We start from the raw sequence: 18,965 nt of genomic DNA, 5'->3' as shown, positions 1-18,965 counted from the left end.
ACGTATACATAAAAATGAATGAAATTACACTATATATTTTTTATGTATATTATTTCCATATAATGATAGCGGGGGATGATCGTAGCGAGACTGTGATTCGAAGCGCTGAACGTCTCAGCCGACAAGCCAGCATACCCGTAACGTGAAAACGAGCGAATCATGCGTCTCAAAGTATACACTTAATTCAAGGAACGGTCATAACATTCGTAAAAGCGATGTGCCATCACATGATGAGGATTCGGCTCGTAAAGTGACATGTATTCTACGAACGAAATTAAAACATAACACCTCAAACTATCATTTCGTTTTAAAAAAGCGCTATATTTAAAATGAATATTGAGAAATGAGGTGGATATAATGGATTATCCTTATTTTTATCGCTTGTATTATGAAAAAGCATTGAATCGTAATGTGAATGAAGTATATGAACAACGGTTACACAGTATAGCGACTCAAGTTTTTCCATTTAACATGTATCCGTCTAATAAAAGTACGGATGTCCCTACATATTTCACTCATAATCCTGGAACGACACAACTCATGAGTCAGATTTATATCCAGGATAAAAAAACAGACCATCTCGTCCGACGGTTACCGGGTATCGTTCAGTCGGCACTGGTTCGTGACATATTTGCCGAAGAATTGTTTCATACGAATGAAATCGAAGGCGTGAAAAGTACAAAAGAACAGTTTGTGAGAAGTGCCCACCTTCTCGAGAATAAAAAAGAACCAACCGGACGTTTCACGAGTTTAGTGAAAACGTATTACCGGTTGATTAGTGGTGAAGTAGACACTCCGACGGAACCAGGTGACGTAAGGACATTCTATGACTTGCTCGTGGCAGATGAAATTGAAGAAGAGGAGTTGCCCGATGGAAAATGGTTCCGAACCGAACCGACCTACCTATATAAAGGCACAAAATCAGGTAAGCCGATTCACGTAGGGATGACACCGGAACAGCAAATCATCGGCGCTGTTAAGACGTTGCTTCAATTCTTAAACGCAGAAGATGTTCCTTTGTTGATCAGAGTCGCGGTCGGTCACTATTACTTTGGATACATCCACCCGTTCTACGACGGCAATGGAAGAACGTCGCGCTTCATTAGTAGCTTGTATATGAAAGAGGAGTTTCATACGTTGACGGCACTGTCTCTATCGCGAGCGTGTAACTTAAATCGAGGCCAGTACCTAGAGGCGTTCGAAAAAACGAACGACGTCAGTATGCAAGGAGAAATGAATTTCTTTATCGATCGATTCCTTGGTCTATTTTTAGAGACGCAGGTTCGAATGAATGAAGAGCTTCGCCGAAATCTGTATCGTTTCGAAGCGATGAAACATGCATTGCAAGACGAGCCGTTTTTATCCAAACATCCAAAACATCACGAAATCATCTATATTCTGAGTTTGCATGAAATCTTCTCAGAAGAAGCAGGGTTGCTCACACCAGACCTTGTGCGGATCGCCAGTGAGTCAAACCATCCATTAGGAGAAGCGACGGCAAGGGCGACCGTGACAGATCTCGTCCGACAAGGATTTGTCGAGGTTGAAAAAGTGGGACGCTACAATATGTATCATCTCAGTTCATCGCTTCGTGAACGTGTGATGTTAGAGTGACGGCTACGGTCGTTACTCTTTTTGATGTTCAAACCAATTAGAGCGTGTGTCTTATTGGAGTGATTTCGCAAAAAAAACGTCGGTCAAGACCAACTCGACCGACGCTTCATCCCCTTATTTCTTCTCGACCGCATGCCCGCCGAACTCGTTTCTTAGCGCGGCGACGACCTTGCCGGAGAACGTGTCCTCCTCGAGCGAGCGTTGGCGCATCATGAGCGACATGGCGATGACCGGTGCCGGGACGCCGTATTCGAGCGCCGTCTCGACCGTCCACTTGCCTTCACCCGACGCATGCATGACGCCTTTGATCTCGTCGAGCTTCGCGTCCTTGTGGAACGCGCTCTCGGTCAACTCCATCAGCCACGAGCGGACGACCGAACCGTGATTCCAGACGCGGGCGACTTGTTCGTGGTCGTAATCGAACGGGCTCTTCTCGAGAATCTCGAACCCTTCGGCGATCGCCTGCATCATGCCGTACTCGATGCCGTTGTGGATCATCTTCAAGAAGTGCCCGCTGCCACTCGGCCCGGCGTACAAGTAGCCGTTGTCCGTCGACACGTCGTGGAACAATTCCTCGATCTTGCCGAACGCCTCGATATCGCCGCCGATCATCGTGCAGGCGCCGTTGCGCGCGCCTTCCATGCCGCCACTCGTCCCGACGTCGAAGAAGTAAATCAGCTTGTCGTTGAAGTGCTCGGCCCGCCGCATCGACTCTTTATAGTTCGAGTTGCCGCCGTCGATGACGATATCCCCTGGAGACAACAGCGCATGCAAATCGTTCAACACACGTTCGGTCACGTCTCCGGCCGGTACCATCACCCAGACGACACGCGGGACTTTCAATTCGTTAACGACCGCTTCGAGCGAATCAACCGTCTCGAACTGGCTCGTCGACACGTTGCCCGGGTCGTAACCGATGACGCGGTGGCCTCCGTCCGTCAGATTGAGCGCCAGATTGAGTCCCATCTTGCCAAGTCCAATCATTCCTAGTTCCATGTTCGTTCCCCCGTTCATGAAGATGTGTACTTTACTTCAGTACCCAAAATGTGCAGGGGCTAAAAGGAGTGAACACGAGTTGCAGGGAAACCGATAAGAAATAGGGAAAGGGACATAGGTTGAATGGACACGCTTCGTTATCAGCTTCTTGATCTCGGCTAGGAAGGATATTGATAAAATGAATATTTCAAAATGGATAAACCTTATGAAAGAGATACGTCGACGATTTCGCGACCATAATATTAATGACTACAGCGCGACGTTGGCCTTCTTTTGGTTTCTGGCCATCTTTCCAACGTTTTTTTTATTATTCGCACTTATGGCGTGGCTTCAAATCGATGAGGCGCTATTAATTGAACAAATTGAAACGTTGGTTCCAGGTTCGAGCGTACGAGAACTGTTTGCCGTCGTCTACGATGTGAGCGGAAACGTCAATGCAGGTCTTCTTTCCTTTGGTGCCGTGATTGCTGTATGGTCTGCCTCGAACGGAACGGCTCGCCTCGTAAAATTGACTGTCTTTGCCTACGGGGAGACAGAAGGACGAGGCTATATCCGCCGCCGTTTGATCGGCTTACTGACGCTGCTCGCTTGGAGCGTTGGGGCGATCATCTTGATCGTGTTTCATATTTTTGGCCGCGAGTTCATTGAACTGATGTATTCCTTGTTGCCGCGGTTAGAGGACTTCAATCGATTGGCGACACTGGTGAGGTACACGATTTCGACAATCATTCTCATCGTGGCGTTCTCCGCATTTTATATGGTCGCACCACAGCAACGTGTACGATTTACTGAGACACTTCCGGGAGCCATCTTTGCCGTCATCTCTTGGCAATTAATTTCGACTGGTTACAGTGTGTACGTTGATCAGTTTTCAATGTTTGGCGACACGTACGGGACGATTGGTGTCGTCATCTTACTTCAAATTTGGCTCTATTTGACGGCGGCGACGATGTTGCTTGGTGCAGAAATCAACGCGGCTTGGCCATCTGACTGGAAACGACGAGCCGAAAAGACACACTTCCCTTGAAAAACGAAAAGAAAATACTAGTATTTTTTCAGAAAGCGCCGTATTTCAATAGAGAGGAAGGGAATTCTTCATACTAACTCCGTATTTAAACAATACGTGAAAGCGGGTGAAAACTGATGGCAAAACATCGAAAAAAATCACCATGGAAAAAGCTGTTGGCGATTATTCTCGGCGTCGTGACGGTTGCCCTCATCGTCGGAGGGGTCATCGTCTGGTCTATGTATCGCGATGTCAATGAAACCGTGACGAGAGTAAATGATAACCTTCAAATCAGTGAGAAGCGTAAACAAGTGGAGACGATTGAAGAAAAGCGTTCGGTTTCAGTCCTGCTCCTTGGCATCGATCGCCGAAGGAGCGAACAAGGGCGGAGTGACTCGATGATTGTCATGACCTTGAATCCGGAGACGAACGAAGGGGCGATGCTCAGCATCCCGCGGGACACGTTGACTGAGATTGTCGGTCGCGGTGTTCGAGACAAAATCAATCATGCCTACGCGTTCGGTGGAGCGGAGATGGCGATGGATTCGGTCGAAGCGCTACTAGATATCCCAATCGACTATGTTGTTGAGACAGATATGGATGCATTCACTGAAATCGTCGATACGCTCGGTGGAATCACAGTGACGAACAACTTCGCCTTTTCAACGGACGGTTATCGTTTCCCGGTCGGAGAGGTCGAGTTGGACGGAGAGTCGGCGTTGTCCTACACCCGGATGCGTTATGAAGACCCAAACGGTGATTTTGGCCGTCAAGAGCGCCAGCGTGCCGTCGTGACCGCTATCGTTGAGAAGGGGCGTTCTGACTTCTCAGTCGACACCGTGACTCGCCTCTTAGATGTTGCCGGTAATCATGCGAAAACGAATATAGAGTTTAACGAGCTCGTGACGCTGTCAACAGACTATATGAATTCGTTCCGCAATGCGAGCACGCTCCGCATCGAAGGGACAGGCGGCGTTGAATCAGATGGTATCTACTACTGGAATCCAGATTCGGCATCCCTTGCTGACGTGCAAAACGAGTTGAAGCGACTAATGGAGTAAGGCCGTCCGCAAAGACGGCCTTTTTAGCGTTTTAAATTAGCCGAAAGGTGGGAGTGATAAGAACAGACCTAGGAGGGATGATCATGATTTGGGACAAGCTAGAACCGATTGTACAACGACTAGAAGATGACCATACGATAGAAGAGTGGCGTCGCACGTTAGAAAAGTGGGAAGGACATATTTGGCACGATCATGATGCTGTAGACGAAAAAACGAGCGTGCTCATGGTTGATGCGAACGCCGTGACAGTGGATCGGAAGCCTGACCTTGATGCGCTCCATGAACTGTTGACAGACCATGTCCAGGCGTCGGTTAGTGATCTGTATCTTGTATCACTGTTTCCATACTCGACTCATCCAAGCGATACGCCTTTGAGTCCTCGCATCAGATTATACGAAGATCTCGGACGCTTCAGTAACGAGTTTGAGCTCATGTTCGAGATGGATCTTGACGTCTACAATGAGAAACAGTTCGATATGCTGAAAGAGACGGATGCATTTATTGAGCGGCTCGCGCAGGGCGCTATGAAAATCCGCGTCCACATCCAGTCGTTTAGAGGGATGCCGGAAGACAGTATCAAAAACGTCCTCGCGCTGTGGCATACGATACTCCACCATTATAAACCGAACGGACAACTCATTCTTGCTTGTGAGGCGGTGAATTGTTCAGCACATGTTTATTTTGAAGTCGTCGATGTAATCTGTCACTTCGACTTGTCTTCCCATACGATTCTTGCCTTTGCCCAAGGGAATGCGACCCGGCTCTCGGACTGGGCACGCTCCATCGAGGCGCCGCCGGCTGAGAAAACGTACTTCAATTTCTTGTCGATGGCGGAGCGGGACCCGTTCGAGAAAAACTTGATTGATCCGGGCGTCGAGATGCTACTCGCGGCCCATAGTATCTTGTTCTCGCTCCAAGGGATACCGTCCGTCGATTACCGTACGTTGCTTGGGGTCAGCACTCCGACCGACCGTGACACGCTCGTCCAAGAATTGAAGACCGACCCGTATCGTCTGCAAGTGTTCTCCGGTATTATCAGTCAGCTGAACGTCAAACGAACGCACCCTGCTTTTTCTCCGTACGCGGAACAACGGATTCTGAAACAGGATTCACGACTATTCGCGGTAGAACGAAAGGCGGGCAATGAGACCGTCCAACTGTATACGAACGTCAGTGAGGAAACGGTCCGACTGCCTGTTCGTGGAGAAAGTTTATTCACAGGCGAACCGATTGAAACAATCGACTTGGCCCCATATGACTACGTATGGATCCGGACATGAAATTCCCCCGTCTCAAACGAGGCGGGGGATGTTCGTCGTCATGAAGGACCAGTTTGCTGTCGATAACCGACAGGGTTTTTAGACTGCCACGTCCATGCGTCGCGGCACATATCCTCAATGCTCAGTTGAGCCTTCCATCCCAATTGCCGTTCCGCTTTAGAAGCGTCGGCATAACAAGTCGCGATGTCCCCGTGCCGTCGCGCGACGACTTGATAAGGAACCGACTGTGTCGTCGCCGTTTCAAAGGCTTTCACAAGTTGTAAGACACTGTAGCCAGAGCCGGTCCCGAGATTGAAAGGCTCGGCCCCAGTGTGTAAGAAGGTGTAGGCAAGTGCCTTTAAATGTCCGTTCGCCAAATCCATTACATGGATGTAGTCACGCACCCCGGTACCGTCCTCTGTCGGATAATCGTCCCCGAAAATACTCAGTTGCGGCAAGCGTCCGATCGCGACCTGTGTGATGTAGGGCATAATATTGTTCGGCGTATCATTCGGATCCTCACCGATTTGACCGGACGGATGGGCGCCGATTGGATTGAAATAACGCAAAAGGGCGATACTCCAAAGCGGGTCGGCGGCTGCCGCATCACGCATAATGTCCTCGATCATCAGTTTTGTTCGTCCGTACGGGTTTGTCACGCGGAGCGCGGCCGTTTCGACAATCGGGACACGGTCGGGTGTACCGTAAACGGTAGCGGAAGAACTGAAGACCATTCGTTTAACGTCGTGTCGATGCATGACTCGCATCAACGTGACTGTCCCGGCCACATTGTTTTCATAATAGGCGAGCGGGAGTTCGACGGATTCTCCAACTGCTTTCAAGCCGGCAAAGTGGATGACGGCATCAATCGCGTGATCGTTGAAAATTCGCTCAAGAAATAGTTCGTCTAGGATATCGCCTTCGTAAAAATGAAGGGATTTCCCAGAAAGCTGTTCAACCCGTTTAATGGACTCTTTGCTAGAGTTGGAAAGGTTGTCAATCACGACGACAGAATATCCATCGTCAAGTAATTGAACACATGTATGGGAGCCGATGTATCCGGCGCCGCCGGTAACTAAAATTGTGAAAGCAGCACTCATAGGGATAACTCCTTCCTTTTAATAAAAGCAGGACTTCTATACCTATACCACCGACGAATCAACAATAAGAGAGAACACACGATCATAATTTCGTTAAGATTGTTCATAACGATACAACAATTAAAATCTACAGACCAATAGGAATATTGTTAGATAAAAACGAATAAATAAAGGTTAAGGCAAAGGAGGGGAACGACATGGGGATAGTCGACATACATTGCCATATCTTGCCGAACGTAGATGACGGACCTGCTACGGTGGAGGAGGCGTTTGAAATGGCAAGACGGGCGAACGCATCGGGTGTCACGGATCTAGTCGTCACACCACATCTGTTTCATCCGCAGTTTGATACAGAGACGATCGATGTCGAGCATGAAATGAACGAGTTGCAACGTGCGCTTGATGTGGAGAAAATCGTGCTCCGTCTACATAGCGGAAACGAGGTCAGGATCAGTGGGGACGTGTTGGGTGAGCTTGATCAAGGGAACGTCGGGACACTTGGGAACTCGCGTTATGTGTTAATCGAATTTCCTCATCAAACCGTCCCTTCATACACAGAATCTTTATTCTTTGAGTTGCAGATTGCGGGCTATGTCCCCGTCATTGCCCATCCTGAACGGAATCAGCAGTTGCTCATCGAGCCAGAACGGTTATATCGTTTCGCATCTGCTGGCGCGTTATCACAAGTGACGACGGCGAGCGTGGCCGGTCAATTTGGGCGACACACGCAAGAGATGGCACTCGTTTTTTTGCGTCATCGGTTAAGCCAATTGATTGCCTCGGATGCCCATAACAGTTCATCGAGAGCTTTCTTTTGGGAAGAAGCGGTGGCGGTGTTGAATAAAGAACTAGGCGTAAAGTGGACCGAACAAATCCTTCACAACAGCGAATCGGTGTTGAAGGATGAAGTGATTTTAGTGGATGATTTGAACATGCCGAAGAAAAACTGGTTGGGGAAGTGGAAGTGATAGAGAGCCGCCGCGGCTACTCGAATTGGTTTAGTGTGAGGGGTAATTATCACAGTTGCAATTAAGGGGGATAACACGTGATAAAAGTATTAATCACAGGAGCCGACAGTTACGTCGGAAAAGCGTTCAAACAATGGGTGGAAGACCGGTATTCAGAACGGATCCACGTCGATACGGTCGGGATGCGTGATGGCGCATGGAGAGAACGTTCGTTTGAAGGCTATGATTCAATCTTACATGTGGCCGGGATCGCCCATGTCTCGATGGACAAAAGTATGGAAGACCTTTACTACAAGGTGAACACAGATCTGACCGCGGACGTCGCAGCCAAGGCGAAGCAGTCTGGCGTGAAGCAGTTCATTTTCCTCAGCAGCATGAGCGTCTATGGGGGCACGACGACTGCGAAAGTGATCACGCGCGACACCGTGCCGAACCCGACTAACTTTTACGGTGACAGCAAACTCAAAGCCGAGAACAAGCTTGCGGAGTTGGCAGACGAGGCGTTTGTGGTCGCGAACGTCCGACCGCCGATGATTTATGGGAAGGGCTCGAAAGGCAATTACGTGAAACTGGCAGGCCTTGCTCAAAAAATCCCGTTCTTCCCGAGCCATCAGAACAAGCGCAGCATGATCCATATCGATAACTTGTCCGAGTTTTTAGCACTCATCATCTTGAACGGAGATAGCGGGACGTTCCATCCCCAGAATGCGGACTATGTGTGCACGTCAGACCTCGTCTTGATGATCGCATCGGTCCACGGCAACCGAGTCCGGCGCTTAGGTCTGTTCAACGGTGTCATCGATAAACTCGTCGACCGAAACGTCACGATGAACAAGCTGTTCGGAGACTTAGCGTACGCGAAAGAGTTGTCGGTGTATCCGCAGGACTATCATGTTCGAGACTTCTTTGACAGCATCGTCGTGACAGAACGAAAGTAAGTGGAGTACGGCGCGTCGTCTTCGGGAATGAACAGGTAAACTAGTTGAAGTAGGTGAGCCAGTGAGAGAAGCAACGATTGAAAACAAGAACGGGATGCGGCTGTCGGCGATCGAGTATGGCTGTGCCATGACCGAGCTGACGGCACCGGACCGTGACGGCAACATGGACTCTGTCATTTTGAAATATGGCGACTTGGATCAATATCTCGAGAACCCGGTCTATTTGGGCTCGGTCGTCGGCCGCATCGCCGGAAGAATCCGTAACGCCGAGATCGATGGTGTGGCCTTGACCCCAAGCGAGGACCCGCATCATATTCATGGCGGGACGGATGGCATCACGTCGCGGTATTGGGACATGGACGTCGACGGACAGGCGATTCAATTCATATACTTAAGTCCGGACGGGGAAGAAGGCTACCCGGGGAACGTCCGCTTCAAAGTTATCTATGAACTGACGGACGACAATGAGCTCGTCGTTACGATGACGGCCGCGACGGATAAACTGACGTGGGTCAACTTGAACCATCACAACTATTTCAATCTCGGTGGCCGGCCGACGATCCACGATCATGTGCTGACGTTGCCGGCCGACCACGTCGCGCGGCTCGATGACGAGTCGCTCCCGACTGGGGAATTGCAGCCTGTCGATGCGACACCGTTCGACTTCCGCGACGGGAAACGAGTCGGTGAGGCGATCACGTCAGACGATGAAGCCATTGCGAAAGCCGGCGGGCTCGATCATCCGTTCATCTTGAAGGATGGGGTGGCGCGGTTGCACGACCCGGTGAGCGGACGCGTGCTCGACGTCGAGACGAACCAACCGGTCATGGTCGTCTATACGGCCAACTTCCTCAGTGAAGAGACACCGGTCACGCTCGAGGGACGGCAGAAGCATAGCGCTATCTGTTTAGAAGCCCAGGCGCTTCCAGACGCGCCGCACTATCCAGACATCGCCACATCGATCGAACTGAAACCGGGTGAGTTGTATCATTCGAGGACGGTTTATCGGTTTGGGGTGGAATGAAAGAGAAGAACCTTCGTACGGCAAAATGTATGCCGATACGAAGGTTTTTTTGTGTTCTTGAAAGACGTAAGTCCCTTTATATCTGCGTAACTCATTATGTATCTGGGTTGTAATTTGATTCGCACTAAGGACAAATGAGCTTCGGTGTTTTGGATAAGTTAGTATGACTTCGAATAACCTCAAGCGTCGTCCCTCCTATGATTTATTAATTTGGTCCTAGAAAGAATGAATCATTATTAATTAATACTATTTTCAATTATCAGCTTGAATTTATGAGTAGAAATTACTGTTTAGTCGAAAATTGAATTAAACATAAATTGTATATATTTAACTTTCAAAAAATTGAAATGAATATAGAGGTAATAGATGCTATAATTTTATAAGGAAAATAATATCATATTTAAGGAGAATTTTATGTCTAAAGTAATAGGTGGAAGTACAGGGCAAGCACGTCCGAAAGTCATTCCAGGCGGAACGGGAAACAGTGGTTCGGGTACGAATCAACAAGGACGTCCAAAAGTTATACCAGGTGGCACAGGAAACAGTAGTTCGAGTACGAATCAACAAGGCACTCGTAACTCGAACAGTTCGAATAGCTCGAATAATTCGGATTGTTTCGTAGCTACAGCTGCATTTGGCACGCCTTTACAGGACGAAATTCAAGTTCTTCGTGACTGGCGCGATCGTTCGCTTAGATATACAAGTGGCGGTCGTAAATTTATCACGGGTTATTACAAATTTGGACCGATAGTTGCAAACTTTATTAGAAGATATCCAGTTTTAAAAGCGCCTGTCCGTTATATGATCAAAGGTATTATTTATTTTATTAAATGAGGTCGTGACTCATGAAATTACAAAAACACTTTAAAAAAGAAATACTACAAATTGAACTTAGCTACTTGCAGTTACTTTGTATACAAGAAACCGTTGACAGTCTTGAACATATTTTTCATAAACAAGACAAAATTTGGCCGGAGTTAGCAAAACGTTGGCAAGGTGAGGTCGCTTTATTAAATGAGGAAGTGAAAAAAAGCCGATATATAACAGAACTTTTATCGACTTCATTGGCCGATAAATTTGTACCGAAAGGATATCCAAAGGAAACATTCAATTTCATACTAAGTTTATACGAGAATCCTAAACGATATGAGGAACTTCTAGAGGAATTTGTTCCAAATCGAGTAGTTTCAGCTAAGAAACTGCTCTTTTTTTCTAAACAAATTCAATGTGTCTTGGATAGTGCTCAAACCTTATTGAATATTTCCCCATATGAGAAATCATCATTTTTAATCAAGATTTTCAAACGTAATGAATCAGAATATTTCTTGAATACGTTACATCAATTTTTGAACAACAATAAAGAGGAATAAGGGTGAATAATGATGTGGCTAATAAAACTATTTGTGAGGCTTGGGAGGAAAGCGAAAATGAGAAAAGGTTTGTGGGAAGACAACCGGCCCCCCGGATACCTTCAACTTAATGAAAAGTCAATAAAGCCTATGATCCCGTCTATGAAAGACGTAAAGCAGGCATACTCAATTGATAACAAACAATTACCTTCTTTTACGATAGAGGAGCTATCCCATTTAAACGATTGGATTCAGCATCGTTTATTTTATACGTATTTGACAAAAGTGATTTCAGCCATAAACATGGATATAAGTTTGTCGGAAGATACAAAGGCAGCATTTTTGTTTAATGCTAAGCGCACCACTTCTTCGTTAGATGAATCAGACGAATGGAGGTATCTAGGGGCACAGTTGGTAGATCAGATGAACGAATTATCATTAGAAGAGCAAATCGAGATGCTAAAGTACCCTAACCATGAAAAATCGTGGGGCATAAAAAATCAAATTATTAAATCTCGAATGATTGAAACCTTGATAATAAAGCAAGATGACTTTGCCAAGATGTATAAGCAAGTCATTGAACAGGCGACTATCATAATCGATTTGCTGGAAGCATATGAGTTGTCATTACATGAAGTAAAGATTGAAGAAATCAATATTCAGTTCGATGAAGTTTTAAAAGCTATGCAGATTTCTTATTTAAAACTAGAGGCTGGAGATCGTTTAGAGTTAGAAAAGTGTATTACCGTAGATGTTTGTGAGACAGGTGATATAACAAAAGAGTTTTTAATCAAAAAAATCATGCGAAAAGGTATTACTCTGAAGGGTGAATTACATCGAAAAGCTTCAGTTGTTGTATATCGTTGGGAGGAAGGATTAGATGACTAAAATTGTAGGTATTGACTTTGGGACGACCAATTCTTTGGTAGCTTTCGCTCAAAGCGGAAAAGTTCGAACAATTCAAAGCGAAGACATTGAACATATTTTACCTTCAATCGTCTGTAAGTTTAACGGCAAACTGATTGTTGGAAAAGAAGCAAAAGAAAACCTTGGAGCTTTCTCTAAAGGAGATGGAGTTAAAGAGATAAAAAAATACATCGGTAAATCTAAAAGAATAAATTTTGATGGTCATCTAATGTTGCCGTATGAAATTGCAGCTATTATTTTACGAAAGATTAAGCGGAACCTGCAACTTTATTTTAACGAAGAAATTACCGATGTTGTCATCACAGTCCCTGCCCAATTTTCAGATGCTCAGAGGAAAGAAATTATTCGGGCGGGGGAGGCAGCTGGATTTAACGTACGAAAAATTATTAATGAACCCACAGCAGCTTTACTTACTTATGCAGCTGAAAACTCTATTCAAAAAGAGACAGTCCTTTGTTATGACTATGGCGGGGGTACATTTGATGTTTCGATTGCTGAAATTACAAGTAGCTATAATGGACAAAAGGTAAAAATATTAGCTACAGGAGGTAATCGAGAGTTAGGTGGTAGCGATATTGATAAATTGTTATTCAATGTTGTTAATCAGGAATTACAACAAATGAGAGGCTTTTCATTTAATGGGCCAAAAACAAATTTAGACTTTGGAGCACTTCAAATTTTTTCGGCTGTTGAAACCTTAAAAATTGATTTGACGGAGAAAGAGGAAGCATCTATAAGTATCCCCGCGCTACAAAAACCTAACGGTGGAACAATCGGATATTTTAGAAAAATGAAAAGAAGTGAGTTTGAATCGTTAATTAGTAAGGAAATTGATAAGACTATTCAAATTGTCCTCAATGTAGCGAGGGAGAGTGGTGTAACACTTAGACACATTGACAAGGTATTACTAGTTGGGGGTAGTAGCCGAATTCCATTCATAAAGAAACAAATCAAGTCGAAACTTGGTATTCCTGCAACCTTTGGAAACATTAATCCTGATGAATGTGTAGCTATTGGTGCAGGTATTGAAGCAGCAAATCTATCGGGAACGTCATTGCTAAAGAAAAGCGTTAGAATAACCCGTGACGTTTGTCCATTTACACTTGGCTTAAAATATGGAGATGGTGTCAGTAACGATTTATTTGATCCGTTAATTACAAAAAACTTCCCTTATGGTGAGGAATTTAGTGAAGAGTACTCAACTGCTCTAAATTTACAAAACACGATGGAACTTGAAATTTATCAAGGAGAATCGAATTATGCAAGTGAGAATGAAAAAGTATGCGATTTTGTGGTGCGCAACATTCCTGAACGTGTAGCCGGCAAAGAAACAATTCGAATTACCTTCAAATACAATACAGACGGTATTTTATCAATTCGCGCCAAAATATTAAGCACGGGTGTTGAAATGACTCATACGCACAAATATGGCTATAGCGTTGAAGCATCTCGTGCTACAAAAAATAAGGTTGAATCGCACTTTATTCAGGATGATAAAGTTGAAGAGGCAATGGCGATGGTAGACTCTTTAAAAAAACATAATGCGAGCCAAGATAAAAATCGTATTATCGAGGCAATAAGATATGAGAACAAAGATGAATTAGATGATATTATGGCTGATCTTTTAGACTAGTCAATCAAAGTGAGGTATTAGTGATGAAAAATATTATATTATTGCCCCGGATTGTAGATAATCTAAAGACAGTTTACGATGAAATGAACGAGCCACTAACTGATATCCCATCTATATTGAAGAAAGATTTTTGTCCGAATAATCGTGGTCTCCTATATTTCGAAGAAGGTAATTACATAAAAATTTGGTCTAAACATGTAGCGCTTGTCTGTGTTGGGGCAAACGAAAAAGATAGTTTGAAAGTTATTTCAATTAAGGCAGTAAAAGATTTTCAATACCACTTTATCTTAGAACGAGGAAAAATCTTAACTGGAGATTGGACGTTCGTTATGCCAAATGATACGCGCCGTCTACAGAAGAATGATCATAGTCAAAATGAATCTTCGATGAGATTTATTGAGGACGAACTACGGAAGAATAGCGAAGATTCATTTTCAATTGATGATGGTGTTGCATTTGCAAAATATATTGCGTACTGGGAAAATCACGATATCGTAAAAAAGTATCAAGAAGAAGCTTTGTTTGAAAGAAAAATAGCATCTATTGCGCAATTCAATCGTTTTACGATTGATTTTGATAAAGAATTAATTAAGGTTCAACTAAACGAAGGTAGCTCTGATTATAAATTAGATGAGAATATTGTGATTGCGTCTGAAGATGTGTGGCAGAGACGTTATCAATTAGATAATGGTCACTTAAAGACATTGCGAGGCTTCAATCTAGGTCGCGTAAGCAAATACCATAAAGGTAATCGTATACTCATTATTCATTCTAACTCCTCGACCATCCAAAATTTAATGGAAGATAAGCGATTGAAATCAGGTTATTTATGGGTCGATGATATCGGTTCAAAATCTAAACTTAGACGTGAAAGTGAAGCTTTAAAAACATTATTTAGAGGAGAAAGTGTAAATAAGCAGCTAAAAAACTTTATTCCTGAAATTGCGTCAATTAAAAATCCCGTCGTGAATGAACAGGTTAAATTTGAATTGCTTTCTGATGGATTCCACCAGTTTAAAGACAAACAAAAAGAAGCTGTCTTAGGTGCTCTAAACTGTAGTGATATTTACCTTATACAAGGTCCTCCGGGTACCGGGAAAACAACAGTTATTAGCGAAATTATTCAATACCTAGTAAATGATAATAAAAAAATTCTATTGTCGTCCCAAACTAATTTAGCAGTCGATAATGTTTTACAGCGTATTGGTCAAAAAGAAAATGTGCGCGCTATTCGTATCGGTCCGAAAGAAAAATTTGAGCTTGATAGTATTCAATATTCACTCGAACATCGAGTAGAAGATTTACAGAATAAAATGACAACCACATTGAAGGAACGTCCGAATCATTTCAGGCTCGTAAAGGAAATGATGAAGAACAGTACAACTTTGTTAGAGGCTCATCGTTATGTGCAAATAGAGATCAAACCAATGATCAATATTAAGAAAAATCTTATCACTTATGATGAGATGCTGGCGCAGACAATTAATGAGGAAAACCACTTACGAAACAAACTAGACGAGCAGAAACATGTCGCACAGCTTCAGCATACAGCAATCGGAAAGCATTCTGATGTATTAGAGCAGTTGCATAAAATCCAACAACATAGTACGAACACTTTAAAAGAAAATATTATGAGCGCTGACATAATGGATGAAATATACCTATCAGATGAGGATACGTACAATGTGCGTATTTACAAAGGTTTAGTCAATGAAATACAAGTAATTATTTCTGAAGTGAAAAAATTAAAAGAGGATCGAGCGAATTCTATTTCACTGATGGAACAAATTGTTAACGATATGCAGTATACATACTCACGTATCGAAGGGTTAGAATCACAACGTCCTGGATTATCGGAGCAAATGCAAACATATCTTATGCGTGACGTAAACAATTTCAAGTTAACGATTGAAGACTTAAAAGTAGATTTACACGAAAAGAAGTATCAGCTAACAAAGCTTGATGAAAAAATTTCAAATTTGAATGTTAAAGCTTTAAACTTACGTAACTTAGCGCTTGAAATTAAAGGAGTGATTGAGCAAACAATCGCTCAAAATCTTCATATTTGGGAGAAATATTTCGATACTTCTACGATTACTAAAGAAAAATTCGTGGATTTATGGAGTCGAATTGATAGTTTTAAAGATGAATTTGCATCAGTAATTCAGCATACACAACTGTTAACTAAGTTGGATGACTTTAGTAAAATTTCATCCGTTCAAGCGGAACTGGTAGAGCTACAGCAAATGTTGGATGCACTTGAGATAGAAAAGAAGAAAAATCAAAAGTATGTATCGAAATTTAAAGAGTCGTTAGTCAATTATATGCAAAATGACCAACTAAAACTTTACATGGCTCATTACGGTATGCAATTTGACCAACTGGAAATTGAGCAAGAATTATCTCGGACAAAAACATTTATTTCTACATATAAAAGGAATGTAGAAGAGTTGGAGTTATATGAATCAACGCTAGATATTCAAGAGGAATGGAAGCAAAAATTAGAATACTATCAACAAAGCTTTGAGGACATTTATATTAACACCTCAAATTTAATCTGTGCAACGTGCCTAGGTATCGCCTCAACGACCAATAACCATTTCTTAAATACAGAGTTTGACTACGTTATTTTAGATGAGGCTGCACGTGCTTCAAGTATGGAATTGTTGATTCCATTAATTCGTGGCAAAAAAATAGTACTTGTTGGAGACCATAAGCAAATTAGCCCGACTTTAGAACGCGATATTTTAGAGAAATTAGAGCGAGACAATGTGGTAAATACCGCTGAAATTAACTCTGTTTATAAAAAGTCTTTATTTGGTTTAATGTACGAGGATGCACATGATCAACTTAAAACATTTTTAAATAAGCAATTCCGTATGAATCCAGATATTTCTCATGTCGTCTCAAAATATTATTACGACGGTAAATTGCTAGATGGTGAAAACGTACATGACAAGAAACATACGCTAGAAACTCATCTAGCAAAAGCATTTTATTGGATAGATACGCCAAGTACGCCTCAATTTTTTGAAAAGAAAGAAAGCACGTCGTTCTACAACGAGGGGGAAATTCAAACGATTATTGCTATATTAGAATGGTTAAATAATAAGCTACAAGTTCGAAAGTCTCTAGGGGTTATTAGTCCGTATAAGGCTCAAATGAACAAGCTATTAGAAGTTATTGACACTGAACGTTATCCGATGCTTGATATTGAAATCAATACAGTGGATGCCTTCCAAGGGCGAGAAAAGAATATTATCATTAATAGCCTTGTACGTAACAATAAAAACGGAACTGTAGGTCATATTCGTCAGGATTCTCGTATGAACGTAGCATTATCACGAGCACAAGAGTTATCGATTTATGTGGGTAATGTTGATTTTATTCGTAATAACAAATCAAAAGTAGTCAAAATCAATAGCATGATTGACGATTCAGAACAACGAAATACGGTTATACATGCGAATGATTTTATGAAAGATGGTGAAACCGTATGGAGTTAATGAAAATAGAACAGATTCATGCGCGTTACGAAGAGTATATGGATGACTATCGCTTAAATGGTTCCTATAGTGTTTGGATTCCGTTTTTTAAAGTGACACTGCAAATGAACTATTTGTATGAAACTGATTTGACAATGACAGAAGATTTTATTTGTAAGTGCATTGAGCGCGGTATTGCAACCAAATCAAAGATTATGTTTGTTTTGGCATTAGATGAAGAAGTATTTGATATTGCAATTGCCCCATTACTAGAAAGTGACTACTTAGAGGAACAGGCTGAGGACAATCAAATATGTTATAGGTTTACTGAACTTGGAAGAGTTCTTATTGAAAAAAGAACGCGTTTCGAACCAAAAACAATGATGACAGACTGGTACTATGATGGCTTAGGAGACAAGTATAAATTAGATTTTTTCTCGACTTCCCATGAACACCAGTTTAAAAAATTTAAGGAAATCTCGAAAGAGAAAGACCAGTTGATTATTACCCCGACCGTTTTTCCTAAGTATGAATCAGATCTTCATTTTCAATTACTTGCTCGTCAAACGATTGAAAAAATTGATGAAATAGATCAAGTGGAACAAGAACAGATTAAGTCAAAAAGTATTGTGAATATTGAACATTTTGAATTATTAACAGATCGAGAAATCTATTATCATGAATACCGTGTACTTGTTTTTCAGAATGATGAAAATGAATTTAAGTTAATTGCTCATGATCCATGTGGTAAAGACTTTGTCGACCAACAAGTTACGGAATCCATTATGGAATTAGCGGATGATGGATATTTTGCTGATTTACTTGTTGATGAACCGGAACAGATTTCAGTCGATGGGATTTTAACGGCATTAAAAAATTATGCCAATGAAATGCTTAGTACACGGTTGGCGACAGTTGTTAATGATGAGACTTGGGTCGAGCGAATCAGTCAACAGAATATAGACGAAGTAGATGTGAGTCAAAATATAGAGATTGTTAAGGAGATTGAGAAATTAGAGGCTTTAGAAGAAGTGAGTAAAGAAACTTCTCTCCACCTGACTCAAATTGAAGAATACCGTCAGTCTTTAGAAAACATTGAACAATTAGCACCGAAAGATATTTCCATACGGTATATTATGAACTACAAAATTCGTGAACAATTCCTTGATTACTTGAAGAATGCAGAAAAATCATTATATATCATTAGTCCGTGGATGAATAATTATATTATCAATAACGAATTTAAGCGTGATTTAGAAAATTTACTCAAGCGTGGTGTAAAAGTTCGTATCATTTGTGGTATTGCTGATCTCACTAGTGAAAATCAAGATTATCGTGATAAGAACACACAAAAAATTGCTAAAGAACTTATTCGTCTTGCTGAGCCTTACGAAAATTTGTTTGGATTAAAGTTTGGTCAAACCCATGAAAAATTGCTTATCTGTGATGATGTTCACTACATTAACGGTAGCTTCAATTTCCTATCTTATTCAGGTGGCGAGGACAAATATTTTAGAAATGAAGGTAGCACATATTGTCAAGATGAAACACTTATTCAAGAGACGATTAAGCTACGATTTGATTTTTAACTGATTGCGAAGCGGG

15 protein-coding genes are annotated in these 18,965 nt (G+C 42.6%); 13 read left to right on the top strand and 2 right to left on the bottom strand.

The features are described from left to right. Positions 1-540 precede the first annotated feature (540 nt). Complete coding sequence (locus EVJ20_RS08155; RefSeq protein WP_161568101.1) at positions 541-1,614, top strand: Fic family protein; 1,074 nt, start codon at positions 541-543, stop codon at positions 1,612-1,614. A 114-nt stretch (positions 1,615-1,728) separates the two neighbouring features. Here the strand turns inward: EVJ20_RS08155 and gnd are convergent, their stop codons facing one another. Beyond that, complete coding sequence (gene gnd, locus EVJ20_RS08150) at positions 1,729-2,610, bottom strand: phosphogluconate dehydrogenase (NAD(+)-dependent, decarboxylating) (protein ID WP_131507851.1); 882 nt, start codon at positions 2,608-2,610, stop codon at positions 1,729-1,731. A 205-nt stretch (positions 2,611-2,815) separates the two neighbouring features. Between gnd and EVJ20_RS08145 the strand changes: the two genes are divergently transcribed. The 3 genes from EVJ20_RS08145 (at position 2,816) to EVJ20_RS08135 (ending at position 5,957) form a co-directional block, all read left to right on the top strand. Beyond that, positions 2,816-3,637: a YihY/virulence factor BrkB family protein gene (locus EVJ20_RS08145; protein ID WP_236636314.1), complete on the top strand. Its 822-nt coding sequence runs from the start codon at positions 2,816-2,818 to the stop codon at positions 3,635-3,637. Positions 3,638-3,753: 116 nt separating this feature from the next. Continuing rightward, the gene (locus EVJ20_RS08140) at positions 3,754-4,677 is read left to right on the top strand and encodes an LCP family glycopolymer transferase (RefSeq protein WP_131507847.1); all 924 of its coding nucleotides are present in this window, start codon (positions 3,754-3,756) and stop codon (positions 4,675-4,677) included. An 83-nt stretch (positions 4,678-4,760) separates the two neighbouring features. Continuing rightward, positions 4,761-5,957 (top strand): hypothetical protein, encoded by a 1,197-nt coding sequence (locus EVJ20_RS08135; protein WP_131507845.1) that lies wholly within the window; start codon positions 4,761-4,763, stop codon positions 5,955-5,957. A gap of 38 nt (positions 5,958-5,995) precedes the next feature. On the opposite strand, the gene galE is transcribed toward EVJ20_RS08135, so the two are convergent. Then, positions 5,996-7,036 (bottom strand): UDP-glucose 4-epimerase GalE, encoded by a 1,041-nt coding sequence (gene galE, locus EVJ20_RS08130; protein ID WP_131507843.1) that lies wholly within the window; start codon positions 7,034-7,036, stop codon positions 5,996-5,998. A gap of 197 nt (positions 7,037-7,233) precedes the next feature. Here galE and EVJ20_RS08125 point away from each other — a divergent pair, with 197 nt between their 5' ends. From EVJ20_RS08125 to EVJ20_RS08085, 9 genes are all read left to right on the top strand, one after another. Then, a complete protein-coding gene (locus EVJ20_RS08125; RefSeq protein WP_236636311.1) occupies positions 7,234-8,004 on the top strand; it encodes a tyrosine-protein phosphatase in 771 nt (256 codons plus the stop codon). 77 nt (positions 8,005-8,081) lie between these two features. Beyond that, entirely contained in the window at positions 8,082-8,942 is an 861-nt protein-coding gene (locus EVJ20_RS08120) for an NAD-dependent epimerase/dehydratase family protein (RefSeq protein ID WP_131507841.1), read from the top strand. Positions 8,943-9,003: 61 nt separating this feature from the next. Next, entirely contained in the window at positions 9,004-9,966 is a 963-nt protein-coding gene (locus tag EVJ20_RS08115) for an aldose epimerase family protein (protein WP_131507839.1), read from the top strand. Between the two features lie 414 nt (positions 9,967-10,380). Beyond that, the gene (locus EVJ20_RS08110) at positions 10,381-10,800 is read left to right on the top strand and encodes a CFI-box-CTERM domain-containing protein (protein WP_131507837.1); all 420 of its coding nucleotides are present in this window, start codon (positions 10,381-10,383) and stop codon (positions 10,798-10,800) included. Positions 10,801-10,811: 11 nt separating this feature from the next. Next, on the top strand, positions 10,812-11,336 hold the full coding sequence (locus EVJ20_RS08105; protein WP_131507835.1) for a hypothetical protein: 525 nt from the start codon (positions 10,812-10,814) through the stop codon (positions 11,334-11,336). A 57-nt stretch (positions 11,337-11,393) separates the two neighbouring features. Continuing rightward, complete coding sequence (locus tag EVJ20_RS08100; RefSeq protein ID WP_131507832.1) at positions 11,394-12,203, top strand: hypothetical protein; 810 nt, start codon at positions 11,394-11,396, stop codon at positions 12,201-12,203. Next, positions 12,196-13,875, top strand: coding sequence for an Hsp70 family protein (locus EVJ20_RS08095; protein WP_131507830.1), 1,680 nt, complete (start codon positions 12,196-12,198; stop codon positions 13,873-13,875). The genes EVJ20_RS08100 and EVJ20_RS08095 overlap by 8 nt, the downstream gene beginning before the upstream one ends. 23 nt (positions 13,876-13,898) lie before the next feature. Then, entirely contained in the window at positions 13,899-17,381 is a 3,483-nt protein-coding gene (locus EVJ20_RS08090) for an AAA domain-containing protein (protein WP_131507828.1), read from the top strand. Beyond that, on the top strand, positions 17,372-18,949 hold the full coding sequence (locus EVJ20_RS08085; protein WP_131507826.1) for a phospholipase D-like domain-containing protein: 1,578 nt from the start codon (positions 17,372-17,374) through the stop codon (positions 18,947-18,949). Before EVJ20_RS08090 ends, EVJ20_RS08085 begins: the two co-directional genes overlap by 10 nt. Positions 18,950-18,965: the final 16 nt, after the last annotated feature.

This window comes from Exiguobacterium sp. SH0S1 (assembly GCF_004337165.1).
In the GTDB taxonomy this organism is placed as follows: Bacteria; Bacillota; Bacilli; order Exiguobacteriales; family Exiguobacteriaceae; genus Exiguobacterium; species Exiguobacterium aurantiacum_A.
Note: the sequence above shows the minus strand (reverse complement) of the source record. Positions and strands in the feature narration are given on the sequence as shown.